This window comes from Nocardia uniformis NBRC 13702 (assembly GCF_001613345.1).
GTDB classification, from domain to species: domain Bacteria; phylum Actinomycetota; class Actinomycetes; order Mycobacteriales; family Mycobacteriaceae; genus Nocardia; species Nocardia uniformis.
Genome location: NZ_BDCE01000049.1, coordinates 80,403 through 105,955, shown reverse-complemented (window position 1 = coordinate 105,955; position 25,553 = coordinate 80,403). Strand labels below are relative to the sequence as shown.

Below are 25,553 nucleotides of genomic sequence, written 5' to 3'. Positions count from 1 at the left end.
TCACCGCTCGCGGGCATAGATTTTTACGACGGTGCCATCGGTATCGGCGGCCAGGTACGCGGTGCCCCCGTAATCGTCGCTCAGATAGACCTTGATCGTCGGTCGATTGTTGTTGAAGGTCCAGGCGGGGTCGACCAGCACATAGCGCGTGGTGGCGTTGGGTACGCCGAGCTTTTCGTCCGCGGTGCGGAATAGTTCCGGGAGAATATCCCAGTCGATCGAGCTCAGTTGGATCGTGGTGTCGCCGCCGGTGAGAGTTCCGCCGGGCCCCTGGCGGGTGGCCACGCCGTCGCGGTAGGTGTAGTTGTCGTAGCGCCCCGATTCGGTGTCGATGGGAGCGCCGGTGCTGGCGTGCGTCTGATGGAAGGACGCGCTGGTGAACTCCTTTCCCCCGGAGGCGGTTTCGAAGGCCGCTATGGCCTGCCTGATGCCGTCGGGGGTGAGTAGTTCCACGGCGGCGGGAGCCGCGGATCCGGTGGCCGCCGTCGTACCGGATGGTCGCTCGCTGCTCGGCGATGGGTTCGCGCTCAGTGGTTGACTCGTGCCCGCGGACTGTGTCGGGTTTGCCTGGGAGCCGGTGGAGTCGGGTCGCAGGGCGACCGCCGCGACCACCACGGCAATGAGGACCGCACTGGCGACACCGGCCGCGGTCCACCGGTGGTTCCGACCGGGAGGGGTGGGCGGCCAGGGTGGGGGAGTGTGCGTAATCGGTTGCGGCGCGGACCTACGAGCGTGCGTCATCGACTGTGACACGGGGCTGTGAGCGTGTGTAACCGGCTGTGACGCCGAGATGTGAGCGGGCTCGATCGGCGGTGACCCCGCGGCGGCAGTGTACGGGGGCGCGACAACCGCGCCGCTCGCCTCGGCGAGCATCCGATCCACCTGCTCGGCCGCGGGCCGACGGTTCGGATCGGTCACGAGCAGCGCCTGCAACAGTGCCGTGAGCGCTCCGGCCCGGCGCGGCGGCGGCACTTCACCTTTCAGCACCGCGGCCAGGGTGCCGACGGTGGTGTCGCGGCGCAGCGGGTGATAGCCCTCCACCGCGACATAGAGCAACAACCCCAGCGACCACAGGTCGGAGGCCGGATGGCCCTCCTGGCCGTCGAGGCGTTCGGGAGCGACGTAATCGAGTGAGCCGACCACACTGCCGGTCGAGGTGAGCCCGTTCAAACCATCGATCGCCGCGATACCGAAATCGGTCAGGACCGGCGAACCGTCTTCGCGCAGTAGCACATTCGCGGGCTTGATATCGCGATGCAGCACGCCGACCGCATGCGCGGCCCGCAGCGCCGCCAGGACACCGCGCCCGATCTGCGCGGCGCGCGCGGGTTCCATCGGGCCGAGTGCGAGCTGGTCGGCGAGGCCGCGACCGCGCACCAGCTCCATCACAATCCACGGATGCACGGTGGCGGGCGAATCGACGATGTGGTGGATGGCCACCACATTCGGATGCCCGATCCGGGCCAGGGCCCGTGCCTCCCGCAGTACCCGCTTCCGTTGTACGCCGGTCGAGCCCGCCGTGCCGTCGTCGGTGGCCCGTACCTCCTTGAGCGCCACCTCACGATGCAGCGCGAGGTCATAGGCCCGCCACACGGTGCCCATACCGCCGCTGCCGAGCGGTTCGAGCAATTCGAAGCGCCCGTCGACCACTGTCCGCCCGGAAATCACCGCGCCAGCCTATTGCCATCGTTCCCGCACCGCGACACGCCTACTCCGGACCGCCACCGGCCGAGGTTCAGCCGCTGATGTCGTTGACGCAGTAGCCCTCCGGGCCGATGGTCACCGTGAAGACCAGTGGCTGTGTCACACCGGATGAATTCGTCACCGGTACCGATACCTCGACATTGTCGCGGCCCGTGGTTGTCGAGGTCAGCTCGCCGAATCCGGTGCTGCCGGTGAGCCTTCCGGGATTGTTCGCCAGCACCGATCCGGCACAGACGAGCGGGTACTCGCCCTCGACATCGGCCGGATCGACGGGCGTGCCGACCCAGCGGGACAGATACCGCTGCACCGCGTAGCGCGCATCGGCTTCGTTGAAGGTGGTGGTGGCTCCGGTCGAGGCGACGCGCGGGCACGCGTATCCGGAGGCGATTTCACCGCGCTTCACACTGACGGTCCGGTCCGGGCCCCGCCAGATCACCGCGAACTGCCCGTCGATGCCGGGCTGGGCCACCGCGGCGAGAATGCCGTCTCGATCGGCGTACATATCCCGGGCATTGTTCGGTTCGATGGTCCAGCACTTGCGCACCAGCTGCTCGATATCGCCGTCCACCAGATCTCGCACCCACGGCCGCAGCGCCTCGACGGCGTCCGGATTGCCGGGCACTTCCCCGATCGTGACGGTCGGGGCGGGTGCGACCACGGTTGTCGAACTCGGCTGGGGCAGTACCGATATCGTTGCGGGGGAGGTGGCCGGGGGCTGTCCGGTGTTCGCGTCATCGGCGCCGCAGCCTGCCAGAAACGCGCACGCGGCAAGCGCGGCCGAGCCGAATGCGCCACCTGCTCTGTTCTCGGTCACAAGCACGATGCTAGCGACGAATGGCACGCGGCTCGGCCTATCGCGGCCTTCGCGATCTGGAGTCGCCGAGGATCAATGCCCTTGGCGAGCCCTGTCGTCGGGACGGTGCCGAAGTTCTCGGTGCCACTCGACGTAGAGCCACCCCGCGCCACCGATGAACAGCGCCGCGGAGGTGATCGCGGCGATGGTCGCCCAACCGGCGAATCCGTATCCGGCCGCCGTCAGCGTCAGCGCCAGTGCGATGACGCCCAGGGCACACAGGATGAACCCCGGTAGGTTGTAGCCGTCCTCGATGCCTTCGCCGGCGTGGTGGCGTCGCGGCTCGCGTTCGAAGCCCTTGCGACCGGGCATCCGCGGCAGGTTCGCCGCAGCCCAGGGTTGTTCGGTCATGACACACCTCCGGTCGCGGACACACGGGATATGTCCGCTGTAACTGGGAAATACCCAGCAATCAGCGCATCGAACCTCGACTGCCGCGGGCCGGGTCAGTATTCGCCGTGTACCAGGTTCCGCGGCGGCTCCCCGGCGAGGTAGCGCGCGATTTCCCGGGCCGCCACGGTGTAGGCGCGTTCCCAGTTGCCGCGACTGCTGCCGCCGACGTGCGGTGTGAGGAGCAGACCCGGCGCGTCCCACAGCGGATGCTCCGACGGCAGGGGTTCCGGGTCGATGACATCGAGGACGGCGCGCAGACGATGGGTGGTGAGTTCGGCGAGCAGGGCATCGGTGTCGACCACGGAACCGCGTGCGGCATTCACCAGGATCGCGCCGTCGGCCATCCGCGCCAGGAACGCCGCGTCGACCATGCCGACCGTCTGGCTGGTCACCGGAACCGTGAGTACCACGGCATCGGCGTCGCCCAGCAGCTCGGGGAGTTCGTCCACACCGTGTACGCCCGCGCGGGCGCGGGTGCCGACCAGGGTGGCGGGAGCATCGAACGCGATCAGCTTGCGCTGGATTTCCACCGCCACGTCGCCCGCGCCGACAAGTAGAATTCGCTTGCCGCACAACGTATCCGTCTGATGCTGGGTCCAGCGGTGTTCGCGCTGCGCCACCGCGAATTCGGTGAACTCCCGGTAGACGCTCAGCAATCCGGTCAGTACCCACTCGGCGGTACTCGCCCCGTGCGCACCGCGTGCGGTGGACAGCAGGACGCCCTCGGGGATATTGCCCACCCAGGACTCGGCTCCGGCCGTAAGCAGTTGCACCAGGCGCAGTTTCGGCAATTGCCAGGCGATGTGGGCGGTGTTGGCCGGGGACAGGAAACGGGGCACCAGGATCTCGGCATCCTCGCCGCCCGGGGGAACCGGCCCGTCGGGTTCGTATCGCACCGCTCGCACCCCGTCGAGAGCCGAAATCACCGCAACGCCGTAATCATCGGGAACCAGGACCGTCGTGACCATGAGCGCCACGCTAGCCGGGATGGGTATCGCGCCGACAACCGAATACTCGGACAGCGAACCGCCGCCCGGTTGTTCCGGGCGGCGGTATCGGTCCGTTGGGGGTCAGTAATAGTGTCGGCGACCGCCGACCGGACGTCCCATGGAGCCGAATAGTACGAGGGCTAGGCCGACGACCAGCACGATGACGCCGACGGTGGTGAGGAGCGGAATGCCGAGCAAGTAGCCGGCGACCAGGATGACAAGGCCCAGGACGATCATGTACTTCTCCTATTTGTGTGCGGGCGTGACTGACTTGTCCGCTGGTGGCCGGTTCATGAACCGGTTGAACGACCAGGTGGGTTTGGAATCCGGAGGGGCCGCCCGAGCAGGAGCCGGAGCCGGAGCGACTGGAGCCGGAGCGGCCGCAGCCGGAGCGGCCGGTCGCGCGGCCATTTGGCGCTTCGTCTGACGGAGTTCGCGACGTGCGATGCTGCCGCGCCGCGACGCGGTCCATACCGCCGTGAGTAGCAGAATGAGCCCGAGGGCGCCGATGGCGCCGACGATCATGCCGTAACCGAACAGCGCTCCCGAAGAACCGCTGTAGTTCTGGCCGAATACCGTGAATCCGCCGGGCAGCGTCTCTCCGCTGTTCGCCTGAATACCGGCAACGCCCACGGCCACGGCGCCGAGGAGGGCGATGAGCCCGATAATGGTCAACATATAGCGGCTATTCCCGGCCGCGAGATCACCAAACAACGCACGAGCAGCAGATTCGCTGCGGCCCGGCGTGTTTGGGGAAACGCCGGGCGGCTACCTCGGTGACAGAGCACTCCGCCGACCGAGAGGTAGCCGTCATGGCCTACACCTTCCAACTACCCAACTACGCCCGCGAGGTGGGTCAGGCCGAAAAGGCGCTGCTCAGCATGAATTCCATCAATGCGGTGAACCGTGACAATGCCTCGGAATCCATCATCGTCACCTCCGATCTCAGCTACGGCGAGGTCCTCGAGGTAATCCGGCAGAACGGCATCTCGGCCCGCTAGCCGGATCAGGCGGCTCGATCGGTCTCCGGCAGGTCGGCTGCGACAGTTGGGGGGATTTCGTTGCGGCGTTCGTTGCTGGAGAACCGGGTCAGCAGTTGGCCCAGCGCGGTGACGAACTCGGTGAATTCCGCATCGGAGAGCAATAACGCGGATTGACGGAACGCGATGCCGTCGTGCTCGGGCGCGATCTCTTCGCGGGACAGATAACGGTCCAGGTCGCCGGTCAGCGCAAGCGGTTGGCTGTCGACAAGCCAACCGCCGAGCAGTTGGGGTACGACGTCATCCTAATCAGTAAGCCGCAGGTCGACCGACTCGTCGGCGCGCTCACCTCGGTCCCGTGACCGCGACTCGCTCGTCTCGTACCTGACCGACCTACGCCGACCAGTCGGTATTATCTGACTGGCTATTGGTCAGCAGCGTTCGAGTTCGCGAGAGGACCGACGATGGCGGCGAGGCGGGCGTGACCGGGTTGCCGCACTATGCGGCGATGCTGGCGATGGCAGGGATCCTCCCCGGTGAGGAATCCGAATGGAACTACGAGATCAAATTCGATGGAATCCGGGCAATCGGCTATGTGGACGACGGCCTACGGCTGATGTCGCGCAACGACAAGGACATCACGGCAGCCTGGCCCGAACTCGCCGGTCTCGCGTCCGGGACGCCTCCATTTGTCGTCGACGGTGAAATCGTCGCCTTCGACGCCTTCGGTCGGTCCTCCTTCGAAGCGCTACAACCGCGGATGCATCAGCGCAACGTGAGCACCATTCGCGCCTTGGCGAAATCCGTGCCCGCTACCTACATGATTTTCGACCTCCTCCACATCGGCGACCGTTCCCTGATCGGCCTGCCCTACCGGCAGCGACGGGACCTACTGGAACAACTCGGCCTCCGCGGTTCGCACTGGCAGGTTCCGCCACGATTGCACGGCACCGGCCCCGACATGCTTGCCGAGTCGAAACGTGTTGGCCTGGAAGGGATCATCTGCAAACGGCTCGACAGCCCGTATCTGCCCGGGCGGCGCAGCCCGTTGTGGACCAAGGTCAAGAACGTGCTCGACCAAGAGGTCGTTATCGTGGGCTGGAAACCGGGAACCGGTCGCAGGGAAGGCCGCATCGGCTCACTGCTGATGGCCGTCCACGACGACAACGGCCGGCTCGTCTACATCGGCAATGTCGGTACCGGCTGGACCGTCCGGATGCTCGACGAGCTGCTAGCCGAACTTCAACCGCTGCAACGAAAGACGGCAACCGTCGATGCCGGTGTGCCGGGTGCGGTGTATGTCGAACCACGGCTCGTGGGAGAAGTCTCGTTCACCGGATGGACCTCCGAGGGCCGACTGCGCCACCCGACCTGGCGTGGCTTACGCCCGGACAAGCGCGCGTCCGAAGTCGTTCGCGAACAGCAACCGTGGGCGGACTGAGCTCTCGGACGCGAGACGGCGTGGCGGACCCGGCCGCGTTCACCGATGAGCGGCCAGCACTTCCGCGAGGCCTTCTTGCAGGTCCTTGACGAAATACTCGGGAACCTCCAACGATGGGAAATGTCCCCCGGTCTCGGGCGTCCGCCATCGGACGATCTGTCGGTACCGCTCCTGAGCCCAGGGGCGCGGGCACTTCTCGACGTCGCGGGGGTACATGGTGAGTGCCGACGGGACGTCCACCCGAAGTTCGGGGTCGAGCGAGTTGTGGCTTTCGTAGTAGATGCGGGCCGCCGACGCACCGGTCCGCGTCAGCCAGTACAGGGTGACATCGTCGAGAACTCTGTCGATGGAAATCGTCTCGAACGGGCTGTCTGCGGTATCGGACCACTCGGCGAACTTGTCGAGGATCCAGGCGAGCAGCCCGACCGGTGAGTCGACGAGCGAGTAGCCGATGGTCTGCGGTCGGGTCGCCTGCTGTTTTGCGTACGCCGCGCGGTGGCGCCAGAAATCGCGGGTTTCCTCGGTCCAGGTGCGCTCGGCCGCCGTCAGCCCGTCCGTTGTCAACCCGGGCGGCCCCTCCGCGAATGTGGTGTGGATGCCGAGCACGTGCGCCGGGAACCTGCCGCCGAGAACCGTGGTGATATTGCCTCCCCAGTCGCCGCCGTGGGCCACGAACTTGCCGTAACCGAGCCTTCCCATCAGCTCCACCCAGGCGGCCGCGATCTTCTCGGTTCCCCACCCGGTGGTGGCTGGCTTATCGCTGTAACCGAAGCCTGGCAGCGAGGGAACCACCACGTGGAAGGCCGGCGCGTTCGTATCTTTCGGATCTGCCAGCTCGTCTACCACATCGATGAACCGAGCAATGCTGTCCGGCCAGCCGTGCGTCAGGAGCAGCGGAGTGGCATCCGCGCGCGCGGATCGGCGGTGCAGGAAGTGGATTCCCAGATCATCGATGGTCGTGCGGAACTGGCCCATCCGGTTGAGGCGCTCTTCGAACGACCGCCAGTTGTACCCGGTGCGCCAGTAGTTCACGACCTCGACGAGGTCGGCGAGCGGAACGCCCTGATCCCATCGGCTCGGGTCGGGTGCGGCGCGATAGACCGTCTCGGCTTCCGGCAGCCGCGCCGCGGCCAATCGCGCACGCAGCTCGTCGAGGTCGGCGTCGCTCGCGTGGGCTTCGAATGCTTGCACGTCGCTGGTGGGACGGCGCATGAGTCCTCCTGGTCATCGGGAACCGGTTACGACCTGCCGTGAACCGGCTTAGACGGTTCTAGCATGTCATTGTGCCGACCCGCAACCAGCTAAGCTGGTTCCATGCCTGCTGGGTTCCCTGACTTTCGCCTCGGTAGCGTGCTGGCGACCAGCTTCACGGCGACTCTGACGGAGCGTCGTGGCGACGCGGTGGAGCGCATACCCACGCCGCAGCGACTCATCGACTGGCTGGCAGTGAACGGTCTCGCCGTGGACACCTGCACCACCGCCCAGCTCGAACTCGCTCGGGAACTGAGGGAATCGATGCACGCCGCCGTGACAGCGGCCGCGATCGGAGACGCTCTCCCCGCACCTGCTGTCCGAGTCATCAATGACCGCAGCATTCAGGGGCGGGCGGCGGCCGTCCTGACGCCCGAGGGCACTCGGCAATGGCGACTCGGCGCGGCGTCCTTCGTGGAAGATGCGCTAGGTGTCATCGCCGCCGACGCGATCAGCATTATCGCGGGCGAACGAGACGGAAAGTTGGCCTTGTGCGCATCGCCGACCTGCCGAGCCGCCTTCTTCGACACCAGCCAGAGTCGCACCCGCAAATGGTGTGACATGAACACGTGCGGGAATCGTCAGAAGAAGGCGCGCTTCCATGCCAACCAGCGCAAGAACTCCAGATCAGCGGAGTGATCGTTCACTCATGCGCGCAACCGACCGCCACTCACTGCCTTCACCGGACTGTTCGTCGCCTCGCCCGGGAGCCCGCTGCCGCGCTGACCGTGCGGCGTCATCGAACCACTCGGAGGTACTTCGGTATAAACCCTGCGACGAACACGCCCACGTGACAAAGGAATTGGCGCGTGGCGCGCGAAAGGACGACAATCTGAAGTATGGGCGGCGAAGGTGCACGGATTTTGCATGCGCTGCCTGTTGCCGAAGCACTGCGGCGACTAGCGAATATCTCCTATGGGCGCATCGCCTTCTCCCGCCGTGGGCTCCCCGTCATCCGGCCGGTCAACCACCTCGTCGATGGTGACTCGGTGGTGATTCGCGCACACCTGGGCGCGGATCTGCTGCGCGGCGACGGGCAGATAGTCGCCTATGAGGCCGACTCCTTCGACGAGACCAGCCAGCTGGGATGGAGCGTCATTGTCACCGGTGTCGCTCGCGTGGTGCACGACCCGGAGGAAGTCCACCGCTACGAGGCCCTGCTCGAGCCCTGGATCACCATGCCCGTCGATCACGTCATACGCATCGAAGCCGAAATCGTCACCGGCGTCGAACTCGTGGACGCCTGAGGGTGCGGATGCCCCGCGGCCGCACCGCGCGACCTCGAATCACTCGGCACCGCGGGATAGTTCTCCTTCCCATTGTGAATTGTCCTGCGGTGCTTCGCTGTTGCGGGTAACGTCCGTTTCCGGATGGAATCCGGCAAGCGAGTTCGGTTCGGAGTGCTCACATGAACGATCCGCGTCATTACGTGGTGATCGGGGGTGGGCTCGCTGGGCTCGCCTCGGCGGTGTGGTTGGCGGAAGCCGGAAAGCGGGTGACGCTGCTGGAGCGGCGTGGACGGCTCGGCGGCCGCACCCATGCGCTGGCGGCGCCGCCAGTAGACGATGTGCCCGATAACGGGCAGCACGTGATCGCCAGCGGCTACGACCATCTGTTCCGCTATCTCACCAGCGTCGGAACCCGGCGGTATGTCGCCTTCCCACACCAGGGCGTGCTGCGCTGGCCCGGTGGACGCGCGACAGTCATGGCCACCAAGGGTTTCGGTGCGCTGCGCACCTTCCTGGGCGCGCACCCCGATGCCAGCCCCGCCGATCGGATACGCGCCGGTATCGCGACCGCCCGGCTGGGCTGGGAATGCCTGAATCAACCCGCCGATCTCGCCGATCTGTCCACCGAGCAGTGGTTCGAGCGCATCGGCATGCCCGCCACCGCCCGTGAGGCACTGTGGGATTGGCTGGCACTGGGTATTGCCGCCGAACCGGTGCGGCAGGAGTCGGCGAAGGTCTTCGCCGATGTGCTGGCCACCGGAATCCGGCTGGGCATTCGGCATCGCCGACCGGTGACCATCGGCTATCCGACCACCGATCTCGATACGCTCTTCGTCACCGGCGCGGAGCGGGTGTTCGAGCAGCACGGGGTGGATGTGCGCTATCGAGCGGTGGTGCGGCGCATCAATATTCACGACGGCGCGGTCAGCGGAGTGCTGCTGGCGGACGGTACCGAACTACCCGCCGACGCCGTCGTGTGCGCCGTGCCCAATTCCAATATCGGCGGGCTGCTCGATGATCTGCCCGAGCACAACGAGATCTACTCGGCCGCCGACAAATTGGGTTACACGCCGATTGTCAGCACCAACCTCTACCTGGATCGCCCACTCGGCACCAAGGGCGAATTCGAGGCGATCATCGGTGGCGTCGGCGTGATCGACGAGGTCTTCGATCGGCAGCGCATGCACCAGCGCGATACCTCGCGCGGCTGGCTGTACTGCCTGACCACCAGCGGTGCGTACGAGCAGATCCACAAATCCCAGGAAGAGGTGGTGGCGGAGCAGATGGCGCTGCTGCGTCGCTACTATCCGGCCGCGCGGGAAGCGAAAGTGGTGCACGCCCAGGTGGTGCCGATGCCGCGCGCCACCTTCAGCCAGGTGGTCGGCACCGACGGTCTGCGCCCGGATCAACGCACCTCGGTACCCACCCTCGTATTGGCGGGGGACTGGACCCGCACCGACTGGAGCGCCACCATGGAGAGTGCCGCCCAAAGTGCCGCGCGAGCGGTGGATCTGCTGCTCGCACTTCCCGCGCCGGTGGCTGTCTGAATCACTCGCGTTCTACTCGCGCCGCGGGTTCCCGGAAGTAGCCGCGGGTTCCCGGAAGTAATTGAGTACCAGGCGGGTGATTTCCGCCAGGAAACGCTCCCGGGGCACCGGCGGCCGGTCGAGCACATAGCGAATGGTGAGATGCTCCACCGCACGCACCAGCATCCACGCGGCCGCGTCGAAATCGACATCGCGCGGAACCTGCCTGCGGCGCATGGTGAGTGCCACCCGCGCCAGTTCGCCGATCTGCTGTTCGAAGGCCACCACTGCGCTGCCGGAGGTCAGCCGCGGCGTCTGCTCCACGACGGCGCGCAGCAGCTCCGGATGATCGCCGAGCGCGTCCAGCAGCACCGAAATGGTCTCCGGTACACCCACATCGGGTGAGGTGGCCAAATGGGTGACGACATGCGCGCGCACCCGCTCGGCCACCTGTGCGGTATAGCGCTCGATGACCGCCGACACGATGGCGTCCTTATTCGGAAAGTACTGATACAGCGATCCCGGGCTGATCCCGGCCGCCTCCGCGACCCGATTGGTGGACGCCCCGTCGTAGCCGTACCGGATCAGCACTTCCTGTCCGGCATCGACAATGCGCCGCACCATGGCGCGTGACCGCTCCTGCACCGGTGTTTTCCGTGGTGCGGCCGGGGTTTTCGGATGCTGTCGTTTCGGTGGCATGTCATTTCCACGGCGGATCGGAACACGAATTGAATGCGAGTAAATATTCGTGTCAGCCTGAGGTCATGGTGTCACACAATGTCGTGGAGCACGAGCCGCCGCCGGAGCCCATACCGCTCGGACCGGACTCGCTGACCTGGAAGATCTTCGGTTCCCTCTACTTCGCGCCCACGGGCCTGTTCCTGGGCATGGTGCAGAATATGCACCCCGGACTGGGGGCGGGGGTGGAGTTCCACTCGGAGATCAAGAACGAGTTCTACCAGCGCGTCGTGCGCTCCGCGTATCCCATTGTGGGCGTGATCTTCGACGGTCCACGCGCTCGGCAGACCGCCCGCGAGATCGTCTCCTATCACCGGACCATCAGAGGTGTCGATGCTCGGGGGCGGCGGTATCACGCCCTCGATCCGGGCACCTTCTACTGGGCGCACGCGGTGTTCTTCGTGCAGACCCTGCGCGCCGCCGAACTGTTCATGGGTGGTCTGACTCCGACTGAGCGTGAACAGCTCTGGCGCGAGCACTACCAGTGGTACGAGATGTACGGCATGAGTATGACGGTGGTCCCGCGCAGCTGGCCGGAGTTCCAGGGGTACTGGCGGACCATGGTTACCGACGGCCTCGAGCCCACCAACGCCGCCTGGGAGGTGTACCAGCTGGCCGACAATGCTCCGGTTCCACCGTTCCCCGTACTGAGGCATATCCCGAAACCGCTGTGGGAGTACCTGGTTCGGCCGTCGGGAGCGCGCTTCTACAGGTTCGTCACCATCGGCCTGTGTGATCCGCCGATCCGCCGCACCATGGGGTTCACCTGGACCGCGCGCGATCAGTACCTCTTCGACAAGCTGTGCGCGGTGCTCACGGCCATGAACCGGGTGACACCGGACGAGGTCAAGTACGCCTTTCCGCGTATTCGAGCCGGCCGCCGCCGTGCCGCCGGAAAACGACCGGATTCCATGGCGCCGCCGGAAGCCCCCGAACTCCTCTGGCCCGCACCGGAACACCGGGGCGAAACCAAGCACTACTGCCCGGTCCACGCCGACCACGGCTCGACCGCCCTCACTCGATTCCGACAGCTGACGGGGTACTGAATCATGCAGGCGCACAACGATATCCGTACCGTTGACGGTAAACACCCGTACGACTACTACTACCGACCCGGAATGCCGCTGCGTCCGCCACCGCCGCGCGCCGTTGCCTCGGAACTGTGGTACCAGCCGCGACGCGCCATGCTCGGGCCGTGGATCGATGTCCGTCCCGAACCGGTGGACACCCCGCGCACCCGATTGATGGCCGATCACCTGTGGCAGGGCGACGAACCCATGGACGCGGTGGTGCGGGCCTTCGGTCGGATCGGCAATGTCGAATGCCGCAGACTGCTCGACCGGGCACTGGCGCACGGTATCGACAGCCTCGATGATCCGCCACCGGAACTGGTGGATCTCTTCGCCCGCCTGGATAATCCGCCGCGGTGGTTCGATCCGGACCTGTGGGAGTACGGCCGCCGTATCTGGATCAATGTCTCCATCGCCGGCAAGCTGGCCATGGGTGTGCAGGACTTCATGGGCACCTTCGTCGGCGCGGAGGTGGCCTCGGCCACCGGGGCCACCGGACGCTTCGTCAACGATCCCTACCGGCGAAACCTGGAGACCGCCAACTGGTTCCGCAGTGTCACCGTGCCGGGTGCGATCGATCGCTGGTCGCCGGTTTTCGCCGATACGGTGCGGGTGCGGCTCATGCACGCTCAGGTGCGCGCCGGATTGCGGCGCAGGTGGGGTGCGGAGCATTTCGCCGTCCACGGCAATCCGATCTCCAATGCCACCACCATGGGTGCGGCCGTCACCTTCGGTATCTCACCCATCTGTTTCGATCACGTCCACGGACGGCGGTGCAGCACACAGCAACTCGATGCCGTCATGCACTACTGGGGCTATATAGCCTACCTGTTCGGCGTCGCCGAGGAATTGATCCCGCGCTCGGCTCTCGAAGGTATGGAAATGGCCGACTTCATGGTGGCGACCGCGGGCACCGCGCCGGAGTGGACCGCCACCATGGCGGGCGCGGCCATCAAGGGTTTCGGCGAGCACGGTTTCACCGATCGGGTGAAAATCGCCGCCACCGCACCACTATTGGGAGTGCTCGCCTACTACAGCAGTGATGGATTGGTGCGTGCCCTACTCGCCGATACCGTGCTGCGTTCGGTACCGACGCGGCCGTGGAAGGAGCTCACCGGACTCGCGGCCACCGCCGTGGTGCGACTGCGCCGCCTGGACGACCAGCTGCCCGGCGCACGTCATCGCATGAACCGCCGTGCCCGCCACGTCGACCCGATGTGGGATCGCAATACCCGGGTGGCGCGCATGCTGGCCGCTCGTGTCGGCATTCACAGCACCCCCTACGACCAGCACGATGGTACCGCCACCGAGGTTGCTCGCTGCCCGGTGCGTTGAGCCGGTGGGCTACCGCGCACCCCCGGCAATCGACAGAAAAACCACCATCAGGGTGAACAGGAACCATCCGGCCCCCTGCCAGATAACCCAGTTCCGTCTGCGCCGCCATTGCAGAAAGGTCATGACGAACGCCCCGATCCCACCCAGTAGCAACACCCCGCCCGGCCCCAACCCCACCACCGTCCGTGCCATGGTGTCGCACAGCGCGGTATCCGCATCCGAACACTCGGAACGACGGCCCGCCCAGGTCATGGTCAGCGCGACCGCCACAACGGTCGTGACCAGCACCGCGACCACGTACCAGGCCGCGTGCCGGAACGTCCGCGGATCCGACCACCGCTTCTCGACATCGTTCACCATGCTTACGGAATTCCCACCGCATCCGGTGGTACACCCCCGCTCAGCGGGCGTCCGCGGTCACACCGAAGCCCAGCGCCACGAGGATCACACCCAGGGCGCGCTCCACCCGCTGCCGGATGCGGTTGTTCCGCAGCCAGGCCCCGGCCCGCTCGGCCGCGAGCGCGACTCCCACGCGCCAGAGCGTATCCACGACGACCTGAATGGCGGCGAGAATGAGCACCGTCGGCAGCACCGGCCCGGTCGACGGCAGGAACTGCGGCAGGATGGTCAGCCCGAAGACGGCGGCCTTGGGATTGGCCGCGACGGAGATGAGCGAGGCGCGGAAGGAGGCGGCGGTGGAGCGTCCCCGCGGCGGTAGGGGTGCGGCGGTGAAATCCTCGGGCCGTCGGGCGCTACGCCACGCCTGCACGCCGAGCCAGATCAATACCGCCGCCCCGACAATGTGCAGGGTGTGGCTGAGTATCCGATTGGCGACCAGCAGTGCGGACAGTCCGGCGCCTCCGGCCAGCGTCCACGCGAAGACACCGATCTCATTGCCCGCCACGGCCGCGAGCCCCGCTGCCCGCCCGTCGCGCACCGAGCGCTGGAGGAACAGGGCGGTGGCGGGGCCGGGCAGTGCGGCCAGTATCAGGCAGGCGAGGAGGAATTGGGGAAGGATGCCGATCCAGTGGGGCATGTGGCGATGCTGCCATGAAAATCCGCCCCACCGACATAGATCGTGTGCCCGGATTCGGCCGGTCGAGCGGTCGCGTCGGCAATGGCCATCGCGAACTCCTCGACCGTCGGCAGCGCACCGTGTTCGCGGCGGGTGGCGACGGCATCCGGATCTCGCCGTTCGAGCAGTCGCACGATAATGGTGCCGTCGATCATATCGCCGGAGACCACCACGAAACCGATTCCCCGCCGGTCGAATTCGCCGACCATGTCACGTAGCGCGTCCTCGCCCGCGCGCTTGCTGCGGGCAATGGGCTCATACCCGCCCGGTACCGGCCGAGTCGCGGAGAAATGGGCCTGGTGGCTGGTGACGAAGACGATCCGGGCGCCGGGCGCCATACGGGGAAGCGCCAGTCGAACCAGTCGGGTCTGGGCATCTCGATTGACCGCCATGGCGTAATCCGCCGCCGCGCCCTGCTCCAAACCGCCGGAAGCATTGAGTACCAGGATATCCAGCCGTCCGAACTCGCCGACCACGGTATCGACGAGTCCGGCCGCCGCGGCGGCGTCGGTGATATCCGCACCCGCCACCGACGCACTGCCACCCGCCGCGGCGATCTCCGCCGCAATGGTCTCGGCGCGCTTGCGCTTTTCCCGGTAGTTGACCACCACATGGTCGCCACGCTGTCCGAGAATCCGTGCCGCCTCGGCGCCGATTCCACGAGAAGCCCCGGTGATCAACACAATTCGACGTTCTTCCGAGCCCACTCGTGCACCCTCCATTCGGGGGCCACGCGCCCCACGCTCTTGCTTCTGATTTAGCACCACTATGGTGGTTCGAAATGAGAAGTGCAAGCGAACCCCCCGCCGCGAGCCGCGCCGACGCCGCGGCCGCGCCCCTATTGACGGCCATGGACCTGCTCGGGCAGCGCTGGGTGCTCCGCGTGCTCTGGGAACTCGAACCGGGGCCGCTCGGTTTCCTGGAATTGCGCCGCCGGATGGGCAATTGCTCGTCGAGCATGCTGTCGGTCCGATTGCAGCGATTGCAGCAGGCGGGGCTGGTGGTTAAACAAACCGACAAGTCGTACGAATTGACCGCTGCTGGAAAGGAACTCGGTGTCGCGCTGGAACCGGTGTGGGCGTGGTCGAATCGCTGGGCCCGGGCCCTCGCGGCCGATCCGGTCGGCGAGGAGTGAGGGTAACCCCCGGTACCGTGCGCGACGAGGTCGAACGCACCGACGCCGAGATCGCGAAAACCGGCTACCAGGGGCCGATTACGTTCCGTCCGCCGTTCGGTAAGAAGCTGCTCACGCTGCCGTGGTACCTGTCGCGCCACGACCGCACCACCGTCATGTGGGATGTGGAACCAGACTCCGGCAAGCGCGCGAATGTCGCCGAGATCGTGGCTGAGACGCTGGATCGGGTCCGCCCGGGCTCGATTATCCTGCTGCACGCCATGTATGAGTCCGGCGCGGCCTCCCGAGCCGCCATTCCACTCCTGGCGAAGGAACTCCGGGCCCGCGGCTACACATTCGTGACGGTCTCGCAATTGCTCGCTCACTAGGCGTTTTCCGGTAGTTCCGCGAATTCCGCGTGCGTATGCGGTTTGCCCTGCTACCACTTAGACTGTCTGGGACGTAGATTCGGTATGGAGGGTGTCACGATGGGAGAGCGGACCGTCGTCGCGGACGTTGCGGATGAGCTCGCGCGCCGCGTCGCGTTCGGGCAGTACGCTCCCGGCGAACTGATGCCGTCCGTTCGGCAGGTCGCGGATGAGTTCAATATGAATCGCGCGACGGCCCAACTGATTCTGGGACGCCTCGAGTCATACGGATTCGTGGACGCGCACCGCGGCAAGGGCTTCACCATTCGCGATGTGCGCACCCAGGGCGGGGTGGAGGTGTACCGCCGGCTGTTCCGGCTGTCCATGCCCATGCCCGAGATCGCGCTGGAGATGTTCGGCAATATCGTCGACGAGGAACGTGCCATCGTTCTCGATACGCTGCTCGACTACACCGAGGCCGATCGCCGTATCGACTCCGCGGTACTCAAGGCCGATATCGACGCGCTGGAAATCATTGCCCGGAGCAAGAATCCGGATCCGCGACGCATGCTCACCATCGAACTGGCGCTGCTGCGCCGCCTGCAGACCGCACTCGGTCAGACCATGCGGCGCTCGGTACTGAACTCCCTCGGCGATATGGTGCTCGAGGTGCCGGAGGCGGTCGAGGCATTCTTCGCGGCTTCTCCGGATCTGCATGTGCTGGTGTGGCGAGCGCTGGTGGCGGTCTGGGAATCCGATGGTGGGCCGAGCGCGGCGCAGCTGGCGCTGTTCGAGGATCTGTTCGGCATGTACCACCAGAAGGTGATGGCGCGCTTCGTAGAACTGGTCGGTGTGGCGGAGACTTTCGACGGTACCGCCGAGGGGATCTCGCACGCCGCCACGGCTTGACGCACTCCCATGGTCGCTCGCTCCCATTGTCTGGGACGAGGATTCGATCCACTGCGCGCCTGGGTGATGCCAGGACTCAGCCGGACGTTATACGGCGCCGATGGCCGCGTTCATAATGGTGCCCGCACTGGTCGCGACGATACCGCCGACCAGAGCGCCCGCGATGCGCTTGGGCGATTCGAGCGGGCCACCCTGCCACTTCTCCCAGGCGAACTTGCCGCCCGCGTAGATAATGGCGAGGGTGCCGGCTAGCAGGACGAACCAGGTGAAGTAGCGGACCAGCCGCAATAGCTTGTCCGCCACCGGCGGCGTCTCGGGAGTTGGATTGAAGACCTGCGCGTGCAGGTCGGGCATGGCGATCAGGTCTAGTGCGGTAGTCAGAATCATCTCGCGCTCGTTCCACTGGCCGGTTGTTCCCCTTTCCGGGGTACCCGCCGCATCCGGTGGCACGCAAGGGAAAACACGCCGCAAAGTGATCTCGGTGCAAGAGTCGGTCTGCGAGAGGGCTAATCGTCGTCGTTGTCCGCGGACAGGTACGCCACGGCCGCCAGGTACTGGCGGCACGCGAAATGTTGGTCGTGTGCGCGGAGGATGGCGCGGGCCTGCCGGTAGGTGAGGGACCGCGGATCTACCGAACAGTCACCGGAAGGTTCGGTGTAGGGGGCTTTTCCGGACCCGGTGGAGCGCGGAGAGCCGGAACGCGAAAGCATTTGAGTCATTGGGACGCCTCTGGCCGCAAGCGGAATATCGGTTGGCGACGCTGGCGCGGGGCTTTCCCAATACGATCCGGCGCATTCCGGCCATATTCGTCTACGACGAGTTTAGGGGGCCGTGTCGTGCAGATGCAAGCACATTTGCACGATCGACCATTCGCGTCGGGCCGAGATTGTCCCTTTTGATGTTGTTGTGGCGTCAGGGTTTACGAGCTACCCCGCCGTAGGCGGAGACGTCCTGAATGGAGCCGATCTGGGCGGTGTCGGTACGCCAGCGGGTGATCGGTGAGAAGCCGGGTTCGACCAACTCCATGCCCTCGAAGGCGACCTCGAGTTGCTCCTTCGTCCGCGGCTCGTAGGGCACGCCGCCCGACTTGGTGTATTCCTCGCACAGCTTCACGTAATTGGGGTTGTCGATGGTGCCGTCCCAGAACACCAGGTAGCTGCCCGACGGTACGGCGTCCATGACCGTGCGGATGATGCGCTGCATATCCTCGTAGCTGCGCGCGTGCCCGAGCACACCCATGAACATGACGCCGATCGGCTGGGTGAAGTTCAGGACCTGGCTGGCCGCCTGGAGGATGTTCTCCGGATCGTGGAAGTCGGCTTCTATATAGGTGGTGACACCCTCGTCGGTGGTGCTGGTGAGCAGGGCGCGGGCGTGCGCGAGGACCAGCGGGTCATTGTCGACGTAGACGACCTTGGATTCCGCCGACACACTCTGCGCCACCTCGTGGGTGTTCTGCATGGTGGGCAGACCGGTGCCGATATCGAGGAACTGGCGAAGGCCGACCTCGCTCGCGAGGAAGCTGACCGCGCGAATCAGGAACTGCCGCGATTGCACTGCCATGGCCGAGATGTCCGGATCGATCTCGAGGCTGGCATCGCCTACGACTCTGTCGATGTCGTAATTGTCCTTGCCACCCATCCAATAGTTCCAGATCCGTGCGGAGTGGGGGATGTCGGTGCGGATCGCGGGGTTGGGTTCGGACATGAGGATCTCCTCGACGAGAGCGCGCGTTGCGAACAAGGGTTGATCTGCCCAGTGACAGTACAAGATTCGGCAAAAGTTGACGTGGGTGATGCGGGTATTGCCGGACCTGCGGGTTATAGAACCGACCAGTCGGAAATGCCCGGATATCTTCGCAACTTCGCATGCCCGTTCCGGCTACCAAGATCAAAGCTGTTGTGTTGCAAAGGAACAGGGTGTTCGTGGGGATCGATAGCGGGCTATCTGCGTGCTATCGTTCAAGTTGCGGTTGCAACTGTAAGAACATCTGATCGAACGTTTGCAAGTACTGGGCACACCGTCTGCGGGCGGTACTGGCAAGGAGTCGGAAATGACACGCATATCGGCAACCCGTATCGATCCCTCTGAACTGTCCTGGCGCAAGAGCACATTCAGTAACCCCAGCGGGAACTGTGTGGAAGTGGCGGAACTCGCGAGTGGCCTCGTGGCGATGCGGAACTCGCGTGACCCCCAGGGGGCGGTGCTGGTCTACACCCGCCCCGAGATCGATGCGTTCCTGCGCGGCGCGAAGACCGGAGAGTTCGACGATCTGGCGTGCTGAAAGGTAGCATTGGCAATCGGCGCGGTGGTTCGCGACGATAGTTGTGGTCCACTGCCGGAAATTGCCGAGCAACGGAGTAGGCCCAAATGATCGCAGAACCGGTAGGCCCCGGTCGGGTGGATTCCACTGTCGCCGAGCGTGGCCCGACCGCATTGCGCATCGCCGTCGGTGGTCAGCTGCGCAAGCTTCGTATTGAACGCGGTATCACGAGGGAAGCCGCTGGTGACCACATCCGCGGCTCCCACGCGAAGATCAGTCGCCTCGAGTTGGGGCGCACGGGATTCAAGGAACGCGATGTCCGGGATCTGTTGTCGCTCTATGGCGTTGACGATCCCGGCGAGCGTGAGGCCTTCCTGGAGTTGGTCCGCAAGGCCAACCAGCCCGGTTGGTGGCATCGCTACAGCGATCTGCTGCCGAACTGGTTCGAGACCTATCTAGGACTCGAACACGCGGCCAAGAGCATTCGTACTTATGAGGGGCAATTGATTCCGGGTCTGCTGCAGACCCCGGACTACGCCCGTTCGGTGGTGGCGCTCGGGCATGACGCCGATGCGGAGCGGCGGGTATCGCTGCGCAAGCGTCGGCAGGAGTTGCTGATTCGGCCCGGTGCGCCGAGTTTCTGGGCGGTGCTGGATGAGGCGGTACTGCATCGTCCCGTGGGCGGGCCGAAGGTGATGCGGGAACAGATCGAGCATCTGGTGGAGATGTCGCAGCGGCCCAATATTACGATTCAGGTACTGCCGTACGCGGCGGGCGGCCATGCGGCGTCGGGGAGTTCGTTCACCATGCTGCGTTTCGCGGAGCCGGAATTGCCCGATATCGTCTACCTGGAACAGTTGACGAGTGCGCTGTACCTGGATCAGCGGGCGGACCTCGAGCTGTACCGGCAGGTCATGGACCAGCTGAGTGTGCAGGCCGAAGCGCCGGAGCGATCGCGCAAGCTGCTGATGCAGAAGGCCGAGAGTCTCTGATCGAGAGTCCCTGACGAGGAGTCTTCGAGAGTCAGACCGTAAAGGCCGCCGCATTGCGGCGGCCTTTACCATATCTGCGGCCCTTATATATGCCCAAGAATCTATATATGCCCAAGAATCCCGGGGGATTCACCCCGGGATATCTGAATGGGACGGCTGCTACTGCCGGATGAAGCTGGACGCGATGCGCCAGAAGGCTTCCGGATGTATCAGATGTAGATCCCAGTCGTTCACCATTGCGTGCGCCGTGGTGACGATTCGTTCGACATCGAAATCGTACCGAGTGGCCGCTCCGGTGGATTCGACCTTGTCGATCACGAATGCCGTTGCCGTCTCGCGTGAATAACCGTGTTCGCGACTACTGTCGGCGAACCCGAGTCGGCTGAGGTTGATTGGCTGGTTCATGCGAACGCCCCTGACGCCCGGCCGGCGGCAAACCGATGGCGAAGAATCACCAACAATTCGCCGCTTGGCTCTGTGGTTGTCCCCTGTCTACCTTGCAAGGTGAGTCTATGACTGTGCTCCATACAGATGCAAGTGCATCTGCAACCTCGAATATGCAGGGGGAGCGGGTATTTCAGTATGCCAAGGGTTTGCGCATGGGGCGGTTCGGCGCTACTTCGGTACGAACACCCCGGTGAGGTCCGCCTGCTTGATGGGGGTGTCGGGATTGGCTTGTGCCTCGCACATGAGCTTTATCGTCACTATGGCCGCGTCGACGGTGTCGGCGGTGGGTTCGGTGGTCGTATTTTGTTCTTGTTCCAGGAATTTGCGGACGGTTACACGCTGCTTTTCCGCGTCCTGTTGGACGAATTCGGTACAGGGGGTATCGCCCCCCTTGTTCACGACTTTCTCGGCCTCGCCACAGCCGGCGGCGAGCAATGTGGTCGCCAGGGCGATGGCCGCGGCAGCACACGCGGTGCGAGCCGGGTGGGTAGGAGTAGACATCAGAATCCCGCCAATCCGTCAGCAAGGTTGTCGATCTGCAGGGCCTGTAAGGTGGCCGCTCGGACATCCGGACATTCCGCCGTGATGATTCCGTCCACCACGGCTCGATCGTTCAGCACAGCGGCGTTTACGCCGCTATTGCGCATTGCCCAGTTGTGCACGGTGCCGTCGAAAGCCACCCGGCCAACCGTCGATCCCTCATCGCGCCAATTGGTGCTTTCCGGCCGCATCATGTCGCACAGCTGTTGTGCGGCGTCGGCGGAAACGGTGGGCGCGCCGGAGAGGTGAGGATCGGGGTGCGTTCGGTGGGCGATGCTCGGGGCGAGAATCGGTGACCGGCGAGAGTCAGTGGCCCTCCTGCTCCTGTAGTCGATGGCCTTCGCGATGCTTCACCCGGCGGTGTTCGATAACTATGATTGCGATACCACTGGTCAACAGCAGTACCGTGGCCACGGTCCCGAGTATCGCCCAGCCCTCGAAGCCGTAGCCGGCGGCAGTCAGCGTCAACGCCATCGCGATGATTCCGAGACCGTAGACATCGATGGGTGCGGCGTCGGAGAGACCCGCCAGCAAATCGGTGCCAGCAATTCGCCAGCGCCGGTACGGCAGGTTGATGATCGTTGCGGCACGGGCCGATTCGGCGGTGCAGAGGTATCCCGGATCGATGACGCCGTGCGGAATGACACGGGTCGGACAGCGTCCGTTGTCCCACATGAGGCGATTGAAGTCGGTGACGTGGACCAGCGGGATATCGGTGCGGTCGGCGAGGGGATGCCGAGACAGTGCGGCATGCTCGCGCGGGGTGTCGTGCTCGACGTACACCGCGGGCAGATCGCGTCCCGGGCGGCGGTCGAGCCACTGCTCGGTCAGCTCCAACTCGTGCGGACGTTGCAGTACAACGACATCCACCTAGGTATCGGCGAGGTCGGCGGGGTCGATCTCGACCACGCGATCCGGCCAGGACTGTCCCTCGCGACCTCGCCCCCACTTGCCGAGGGCAGGATCGGTCGGCAGCAGATAATTGTGCGGGCCTTGGACGAAGGAGGTGGTCCAGGAGGGCTGAACGTGCCAGATGAGCACGTTCAGGGCAGCTGTTTCGCTCGAGGCGGCCCTCATATACGCCGTATGCCCGCCGACCGTGGGGTGAAACCGATGCGTTCGGCTCCGATTCCGGAAAACGATTCGGACAATATCGAAAAGCCCAGCGTGGCAGCGCGGTTGAGCTGGCGTGTAGGCCCGACGGCGTACTCGGTGGGCTGGGTGCTCAGTCGTCGGCGGGAGCCGGGTGCAGGTCGTAGACGGCGAAGGCCGCTCGAATCACCGGCTGCGCCACATTGCGGACCCGGGTCCCACCCGGTGTGGTGCCGCGCTCGGTGCCCGCGTGCGCGTGCCCGTGCAGTGCCAGATCCGCACCGCAGTCGTCGATGGCCTCGCCGAGCAGATAGGAGCCGAGGAATGGGTATATCTCCCGGGGTTCGCCGTGCAGGGTGTCGGTGACCGGAGAGTAGTGGGTGAGCGCGACCGTCACATCCGTATGTAACTCCGTCAGCGCCTCGTGCAGCGACTGCGCGAGATCGACGGAGTGTGACGCGAATTCCCGCATCTGTCGCTCCCCGAAGACGCTCGCGCATTTGCCGGTGAAGCCGCCACCGAAGCCCTTGGTACCCGCCACCCCGACGGTCTGGCCGTGTACGTGTACGACCGCGGACTCACCCTCGAGCACCGTAATGCCGTGATCGGTGAGCAGTTTCGCGATCTCGACCTCGGCGTCGCTGTGATGATCGTGATTGCCGAGCACCGCGAGCACCGGTACCCCGACATCGACGAATTCCATTGCCACCACCCGGGCTTCGTCCACGGTGCCGTGCCGGGTGAGATCCCCGGCCAACAGCAGGACGTCGGCGCGGTGTGGCAGTTCCGCCAGTGCGGGCCGCAGTGCCCCGACGGAGTCCGTACCCAGATGCACGTCTCCGACGGCGGCAATACGAATGTGCGCGTTCAGGTCAGCTCCTCGGTGTCCGCGGGTGCGGCCGGAGTCGACACCCGAACATCGTTGTGCACCCGTAGTTTCGGTGCGTGCTCATGCACCACCGCCTCCAACTGCTGGCGACGCTCCGCGCTGCCCACCTCACCGCTGAGCACCACCACATTGCCCCGAATCGTCACCTGGACACCGAGTTCGGCGGTGCGCGGATCCTCGGCGAAGGCGCGCCGCAGATTGGCGACGAGGTATTGCGGCACGACGTTGTCGCCGCCGGTATTGCCATTCATGGATTCGGCCTCTCGATTATGGCTGATGCCCAGGTCGTCGAGCAGATTGAGGAATGCCCGCGCGTACGGCGACATCGACGTCTCCTCCCGCACCTGCCGCCAGTTCACCTGTTCACGCAGATCGCGGGCAATGGCCAGCAGCCGGGTGAAATCGAGGCGGTGCGGATCGAGCACCATGAGTTTGTCCACCATCAGATCGGTGCCGCTGAGCACCGGTGCGGCGGCGGGGCCGACGCGCATCCAGGCGCCCCGGTTCAGCATTTCATCGGTGACGGTGCGGTAATTGGGGCGGAAGACGATATCGACCAGGAGGGTGCCGTCATAGACCTTGGTGAGCCAGTCCTCGGGGGGATCCACCGGGCGCATCCCGACCTCGACGAGCGCGTTGCGGGCGCGGTCGGCGTCGACGGGTTTGACGAAGATATCCACATCGTGATCCGAGGGCGGTCCACCACGGGCATACACCGCGCATCCGCCGCCGACAGCGAACGGAATATCGTTCTCCAGCAGCGTATTCACCACTAGGGTGAGGGTGCTCAGCAGGTGCTCGATAGTGAGGACCATGCTGCTGGCATACCCGGGGCCGACGGTGTCAATCATGTTCGGTGTCATGGTCGGTATCCGCCAGCGGCCGGGTCGCCGGACCCTCGATAACGCGGCCGTCGCAGGTGAATCGGGAGCCGTGCAGCGGGCAATCCCAGGACTTCTCGTCATCGTTCCACCGCAGAATGCCACCCAGGTGCGGGCACACCGCCGACACCCGGCAGGTGCGGCCGTCGACCGTGGATACCGCGGTCGGTCGCAGGCCGTGGCGTTCGATTCGCCCCTCGCCCTCGGCCGGCACGCCATTCTCGCGCAGCGCGTCGCGCGGGCCGAAACCGAGCCATCCGGCCGAAAGACGCAGGGCCACCGCGGCATTGGTGGTGAGCGCGGAGAAGGCGCCGGCCAGTTCGCGCGGATGCCACGTGCTGTAGACCCGCGACCACTCCGGCGGTTTGCCGATAATCCGGCCCGCCAGCGTCTGGGCGGCGGAGACGGCGTTGGTCAGACCCCATTTGTCGAAGCCGGTGGCGACGAGAACCCGGTCCTGCCGGGGCAGCAGTGGGCCGACGTAGGGCAGTTGACCGATGGGATGGTAGTCCTGGGCGGACCAGTGCGATACCGGTTCGGCGCCGGGGAAGATCCGCTGGGTCCAGCGCACGATGGCGTCGGCGTGCGCGGCGGCCGATCGCGTGCGCCCCACGCCGTGTCCGTGGCCACCGACGAGCAGGAGCTCGCAGTTCTCGGTGGGTACGTATCGCAGGGAACGTGTGGGGGAGTCGGCGCTGATGTACATCCCACGAGGGATCGGTCCCGGCACGAGGAACGCCGTCGCGTAGGAACGCCGCGGTTCCAGCCGCGCGAAGAAGCCGCCGCGGTCGAATATCGGGGTGCCGGTCGCCAGGATGACGGTGCGGGCGGTGACGTCGCCGTGTTCGGTTTCCAAGATCTGCCGGTTCCCGGAACTGTGTAGACCGCGCACCCGGGTGCCCTCGAAAATCGGCACGCCACGGGCGTCCAGATCGCGGGCCAGGGCCGCCACCACGTCGATGGTGTCGAGCTGGGCCTGATCGTCGAGTTGTACCGCGCCGTGATTCGGGAACGGTACCTCGAGATCGGTGACGAAAAACGTCTCCAGGCCGGCCTTGCGGGTGGCGTCGAGTTCGGCGCGCAGCTGCGGCACCGCGCGCTCGGTCTGGGCGTAGGTGAGGGCCGGAGCGCGTTGCAGCGGTATGTCGTGTTCGACGCAGTACCACAGCAGCCACCGCTGGCCTTCCCGATTGGCGTCGACGTAGTCGCGCAGCACCGATTCGCTGTGCGCGGTGCGGATCTCGCTGGCGCGCGTGTTCTGCAGCAGGCTGATCTTGCCGGTGGTATTGCCGGTGGTGCCGCAGCCGAGCCGCATGGCCTCGACCACCGCCACCTCGGCGCCCTGCTCGGCCAGCAGCAGCGCGGTCACCAATCCGGTGAGTCCGCCGCCGACCACGACATTGTCGAAATGCAGGCCCGGTTGCAGCGGCGGGCGAGCCGGTGGACGGAAATCTGCTAACCACAGCGACGTCAT

The 25,553-nt window shown here is 65.5% G+C and carries 34 protein-coding genes and 1 pseudogene; 13 read left to right on the top strand and 22 right to left on the bottom strand.

Annotated elements, in window-relative coordinates; all coding sequences use genetic code 11:
* From NU1_RS16850 to NU1_RS16830, 6 genes are all read right to left on the bottom strand, one after another.
* On the bottom strand, positions 1-1,668 hold the full coding sequence (locus tag NU1_RS16850; RefSeq protein WP_212761467.1) for a serine/threonine-protein kinase: 1,668 nt from the start codon (positions 1,666-1,668) through the stop codon (positions 1-3).
* A gap of 67 nt (positions 1,669-1,735) precedes the next feature.
* Positions 1,736-2,518, bottom strand: a complete 783-nt coding sequence (locus NU1_RS16845) for a hypothetical protein (protein ID WP_067522479.1) — start codon at positions 2,516-2,518, stop codon at positions 1,736-1,738.
* A gap of 72 nt (positions 2,519-2,590) precedes the next feature.
* Entirely contained in the window at positions 2,591-2,908 is a 318-nt protein-coding gene (locus NU1_RS16840; RefSeq protein ID WP_245720158.1) for a hypothetical protein, read from the bottom strand.
* Positions 2,909-3,003: 95 nt separating this feature from the next.
* Positions 3,004-3,918 carry a 2-hydroxyacid dehydrogenase gene (locus NU1_RS16835; protein WP_067522645.1) on the bottom strand — a complete coding sequence of 305 codons (915 nt, stop codon included), beginning with the start codon at positions 3,916-3,918 and terminating at the stop codon, positions 3,004-3,006.
* Positions 3,919-4,020: 102 nt separating this feature from the next.
* Positions 4,021-4,176 (bottom strand): DUF6131 family protein, encoded by a 156-nt coding sequence (locus NU1_RS42260; RefSeq protein ID WP_169815081.1) that lies wholly within the window; start codon positions 4,174-4,176, stop codon positions 4,021-4,023.
* A gap of 9 nt (positions 4,177-4,185) precedes the next feature.
* Entirely contained in the window at positions 4,186-4,617 is a 432-nt protein-coding gene (locus NU1_RS16830) for a hypothetical protein (protein ID WP_067522478.1), read from the bottom strand.
* Positions 4,618-4,715: 98 nt separating this feature from the next.
* Between NU1_RS16830 and NU1_RS16825 the strand changes: the two genes are divergently transcribed.
* Positions 4,716-4,940 (top strand): hypothetical protein, encoded by a 225-nt coding sequence (locus tag NU1_RS16825; RefSeq protein ID WP_157552407.1) that lies wholly within the window; start codon positions 4,716-4,718, stop codon positions 4,938-4,940.
* A gap of 5 nt (positions 4,941-4,945) precedes the next feature.
* Here NU1_RS16825 and NU1_RS41505 read toward each other — a convergent pair whose 3' ends face one another.
* Positions 4,946-5,083, bottom strand: a complete 138-nt coding sequence (locus NU1_RS41505) for a hypothetical protein (RefSeq protein ID WP_157552405.1) — start codon at positions 5,081-5,083, stop codon at positions 4,946-4,948.
* Between the two features lie 9 nt (positions 5,084-5,092).
* Between NU1_RS41505 and NU1_RS16820 the strand changes: the two genes are divergently transcribed.
* Both NU1_RS16820 and ligD read left to right on the top strand, forming a co-directional pair.
* The gene (locus tag NU1_RS16820) at positions 5,093-5,281 is read left to right on the top strand and encodes a hypothetical protein (protein WP_067522475.1); all 189 of its coding nucleotides are present in this window, start codon (positions 5,093-5,095) and stop codon (positions 5,279-5,281) included.
* 146 nt (positions 5,282-5,427) lie between these two features.
* Positions 5,428-6,360, top strand: coding sequence for a non-homologous end-joining DNA ligase (gene ligD, locus NU1_RS16815; protein WP_067522643.1), 933 nt, complete (start codon positions 5,428-5,430; stop codon positions 6,358-6,360).
* A gap of 39 nt (positions 6,361-6,399) precedes the next feature.
* On the opposite strand, the gene NU1_RS16810 is transcribed toward ligD, so the two are convergent.
* Positions 6,400-7,572, bottom strand: coding sequence for an epoxide hydrolase family protein (locus NU1_RS16810; RefSeq protein ID WP_067522473.1), 1,173 nt, complete (start codon positions 7,570-7,572; stop codon positions 6,400-6,402).
* A gap of 102 nt (positions 7,573-7,674) precedes the next feature.
* Here NU1_RS16810 and NU1_RS16805 point away from each other — a divergent pair, with 102 nt between their 5' ends.
* The 3 genes from NU1_RS16805 (at position 7,675) to hpnE (ending at position 10,387) form a co-directional block, all read left to right on the top strand.
* On the top strand, positions 7,675-8,250 hold the full coding sequence (locus NU1_RS16805) for a CGNR zinc finger domain-containing protein (protein WP_067522471.1): 576 nt from the start codon (positions 7,675-7,677) through the stop codon (positions 8,248-8,250).
* Positions 8,251-8,450: 200 nt separating this feature from the next.
* Positions 8,451-8,858, top strand: coding sequence for a pyridoxamine 5'-phosphate oxidase family protein (locus NU1_RS16800; protein ID WP_067522469.1), 408 nt, complete (start codon positions 8,451-8,453; stop codon positions 8,856-8,858).
* 128 nt (positions 8,859-8,986) lie between these two features.
* Positions 8,987-10,387: a hydroxysqualene dehydroxylase HpnE gene (gene hpnE, locus NU1_RS16795; RefSeq protein ID WP_371859799.1), complete on the top strand. Its 1,401-nt coding sequence runs from the start codon at positions 8,987-8,989 to the stop codon at positions 10,385-10,387.
* Positions 10,388-10,399: 12 nt separating this feature from the next.
* On the opposite strand, the gene NU1_RS16790 is transcribed toward hpnE, so the two are convergent.
* Entirely contained in the window at positions 10,400-11,065 is a 666-nt protein-coding gene (locus NU1_RS16790; protein WP_245720157.1) for a TetR/AcrR family transcriptional regulator, read from the bottom strand.
* Between the two features lie 65 nt (positions 11,066-11,130).
* Here NU1_RS16790 and NU1_RS16785 point away from each other — a divergent pair, with 65 nt between their 5' ends.
* Both NU1_RS16785 and NU1_RS16780 read left to right on the top strand, forming a co-directional pair.
* Positions 11,131-12,150 carry an oxygenase MpaB family protein gene (locus NU1_RS16785; protein WP_067522465.1) on the top strand — a complete coding sequence of 340 codons (1,020 nt, stop codon included), beginning with the start codon at positions 11,131-11,133 and terminating at the stop codon, positions 12,148-12,150.
* A 3-nt stretch (positions 12,151-12,153) separates the two neighbouring features.
* Positions 12,154-13,509, top strand: coding sequence for an oxygenase MpaB family protein (locus NU1_RS16780; protein WP_067522463.1), 1,356 nt, complete (start codon positions 12,154-12,156; stop codon positions 13,507-13,509).
* Positions 13,510-13,518: 9 nt separating this feature from the next.
* On the opposite strand, the gene NU1_RS16775 is transcribed toward NU1_RS16780, so the two are convergent.
* The 3 genes from NU1_RS16775 to NU1_RS16765 are packed head-to-tail and all read right to left on the bottom strand — an operon-like array spanning position 13,519 to position 15,306.
* Entirely contained in the window at positions 13,519-13,869 is a 351-nt protein-coding gene (locus tag NU1_RS16775; protein WP_067522462.1) for a hypothetical protein, read from the bottom strand.
* A gap of 40 nt (positions 13,870-13,909) precedes the next feature.
* Positions 13,910-14,545, bottom strand: a complete 636-nt coding sequence (locus tag NU1_RS16770; protein ID WP_067522460.1) for a LysE family translocator — start codon at positions 14,543-14,545, stop codon at positions 13,910-13,912.
* Entirely contained in the window at positions 14,497-15,306 is an 810-nt protein-coding gene (locus NU1_RS16765) for an SDR family oxidoreductase (RefSeq protein WP_067522458.1), read from the bottom strand. The genes NU1_RS16770 and NU1_RS16765 overlap by 49 nt, the downstream gene beginning before the upstream one ends.
* Positions 15,307-15,365: 59 nt before the next feature.
* Between NU1_RS16765 and NU1_RS16760 the strand changes: the two genes are divergently transcribed.
* The 3 genes from NU1_RS16760 (at position 15,366) to NU1_RS16750 (ending at position 16,975) form a co-directional block, all read left to right on the top strand.
* Complete coding sequence (locus tag NU1_RS16760) at positions 15,366-15,719, top strand: winged helix-turn-helix transcriptional regulator (protein ID WP_067522457.1); 354 nt, start codon at positions 15,366-15,368, stop codon at positions 15,717-15,719.
* A gap of 17 nt (positions 15,720-15,736) precedes the next feature.
* Positions 15,737-16,087: a polysaccharide deacetylase family protein gene (locus NU1_RS16755; protein ID WP_067522455.1), complete on the top strand. Its 351-nt coding sequence runs from the start codon at positions 15,737-15,739 to the stop codon at positions 16,085-16,087.
* A gap of 99 nt (positions 16,088-16,186) precedes the next feature.
* The gene (locus NU1_RS16750; protein WP_067522639.1) at positions 16,187-16,975 is read left to right on the top strand and encodes a GntR family transcriptional regulator; all 789 of its coding nucleotides are present in this window, start codon (positions 16,187-16,189) and stop codon (positions 16,973-16,975) included.
* A gap of 87 nt (positions 16,976-17,062) precedes the next feature.
* On the opposite strand, the gene NU1_RS16745 is transcribed toward NU1_RS16750, so the two are convergent.
* The 3 genes from NU1_RS16745 to NU1_RS16735 form a co-directional block, all read right to left on the bottom strand.
* Positions 17,063-17,362 (bottom strand): hypothetical protein, encoded by a 300-nt coding sequence (locus tag NU1_RS16745; RefSeq protein ID WP_067522454.1) that lies wholly within the window; start codon positions 17,360-17,362, stop codon positions 17,063-17,065.
* Positions 17,363-17,481: 119 nt separating this feature from the next.
* Positions 17,482-17,694, bottom strand: a complete 213-nt coding sequence (locus NU1_RS16740; RefSeq protein WP_245720155.1) for a hypothetical protein — start codon at positions 17,692-17,694, stop codon at positions 17,482-17,484.
* A 193-nt stretch (positions 17,695-17,887) separates the two neighbouring features.
* A complete protein-coding gene (locus NU1_RS16735) occupies positions 17,888-18,682 on the bottom strand; it encodes an SAM-dependent methyltransferase (protein ID WP_067522452.1) in 795 nt (264 codons plus the stop codon).
* Between the two features lie 346 nt (positions 18,683-19,028).
* Between NU1_RS16735 and NU1_RS16730 the strand changes: the two genes are divergently transcribed.
* Positions 19,029-19,259 carry a DUF397 domain-containing protein gene (locus NU1_RS16730; RefSeq protein WP_067522450.1) on the top strand — a complete coding sequence of 77 codons (231 nt, stop codon included), beginning with the start codon at positions 19,029-19,031 and terminating at the stop codon, positions 19,257-19,259.
* An 86-nt stretch (positions 19,260-19,345) separates the two neighbouring features.
* Positions 19,346-20,230 carry a Sco1979 family transcriptional regulator gene (locus tag NU1_RS16725; RefSeq protein ID WP_067522448.1) on the top strand — a complete coding sequence of 295 codons (885 nt, stop codon included), beginning with the start codon at positions 19,346-19,348 and terminating at the stop codon, positions 20,228-20,230.
* A gap of 159 nt (positions 20,231-20,389) precedes the next feature.
* Here the strand turns inward: NU1_RS16725 and NU1_RS16720 are convergent, their stop codons facing one another.
* From NU1_RS16720 to NU1_RS16685, 7 genes and pseudogenes are all read right to left on the bottom strand, one after another.
* Positions 20,390-20,635: a hypothetical protein gene (locus NU1_RS16720; protein ID WP_067522447.1), complete on the bottom strand. Its 246-nt coding sequence runs from the start codon at positions 20,633-20,635 to the stop codon at positions 20,390-20,392.
* Positions 20,636-20,845: 210 nt separating this feature from the next.
* Complete coding sequence (locus NU1_RS16715; protein WP_067522445.1) at positions 20,846-21,178, bottom strand: hypothetical protein; 333 nt, start codon at positions 21,176-21,178, stop codon at positions 20,846-20,848.
* On the bottom strand, positions 21,178-21,411 hold the full coding sequence (locus tag NU1_RS16710) for a hypothetical protein (protein ID WP_084521500.1): 234 nt from the start codon (positions 21,409-21,411) through the stop codon (positions 21,178-21,180). The genes NU1_RS16715 and NU1_RS16710 overlap by 1 nt, the downstream gene beginning before the upstream one ends.
* Before the next feature lie 289 nt (positions 21,412-21,700).
* Positions 21,701-22,294 (bottom strand): annotated as a pseudogene (locus tag NU1_RS44030) (glycosyltransferase family 1 protein); the annotation flags it as partial.
* Between the two features lie 148 nt (positions 22,295-22,442).
* Complete coding sequence (locus NU1_RS16695; RefSeq protein ID WP_067522438.1) at positions 22,443-23,168, bottom strand: metallophosphoesterase family protein; 726 nt, start codon at positions 23,166-23,168, stop codon at positions 22,443-22,445.
* A gap of 8 nt (positions 23,169-23,176) precedes the next feature.
* On the bottom strand, positions 23,177-24,049 hold the full coding sequence (locus NU1_RS16690; RefSeq protein ID WP_245720154.1) for a BON domain-containing protein: 873 nt from the start codon (positions 24,047-24,049) through the stop codon (positions 23,177-23,179).
* Positions 24,042-25,553 carry an FAD-dependent oxidoreductase gene (locus tag NU1_RS16685; RefSeq protein WP_067522436.1) on the bottom strand — a complete coding sequence of 504 codons (1,512 nt, stop codon included), beginning with the start codon at positions 25,551-25,553 and terminating at the stop codon, positions 24,042-24,044. Before NU1_RS16685 ends, NU1_RS16690 begins: the two co-directional genes overlap by 8 nt.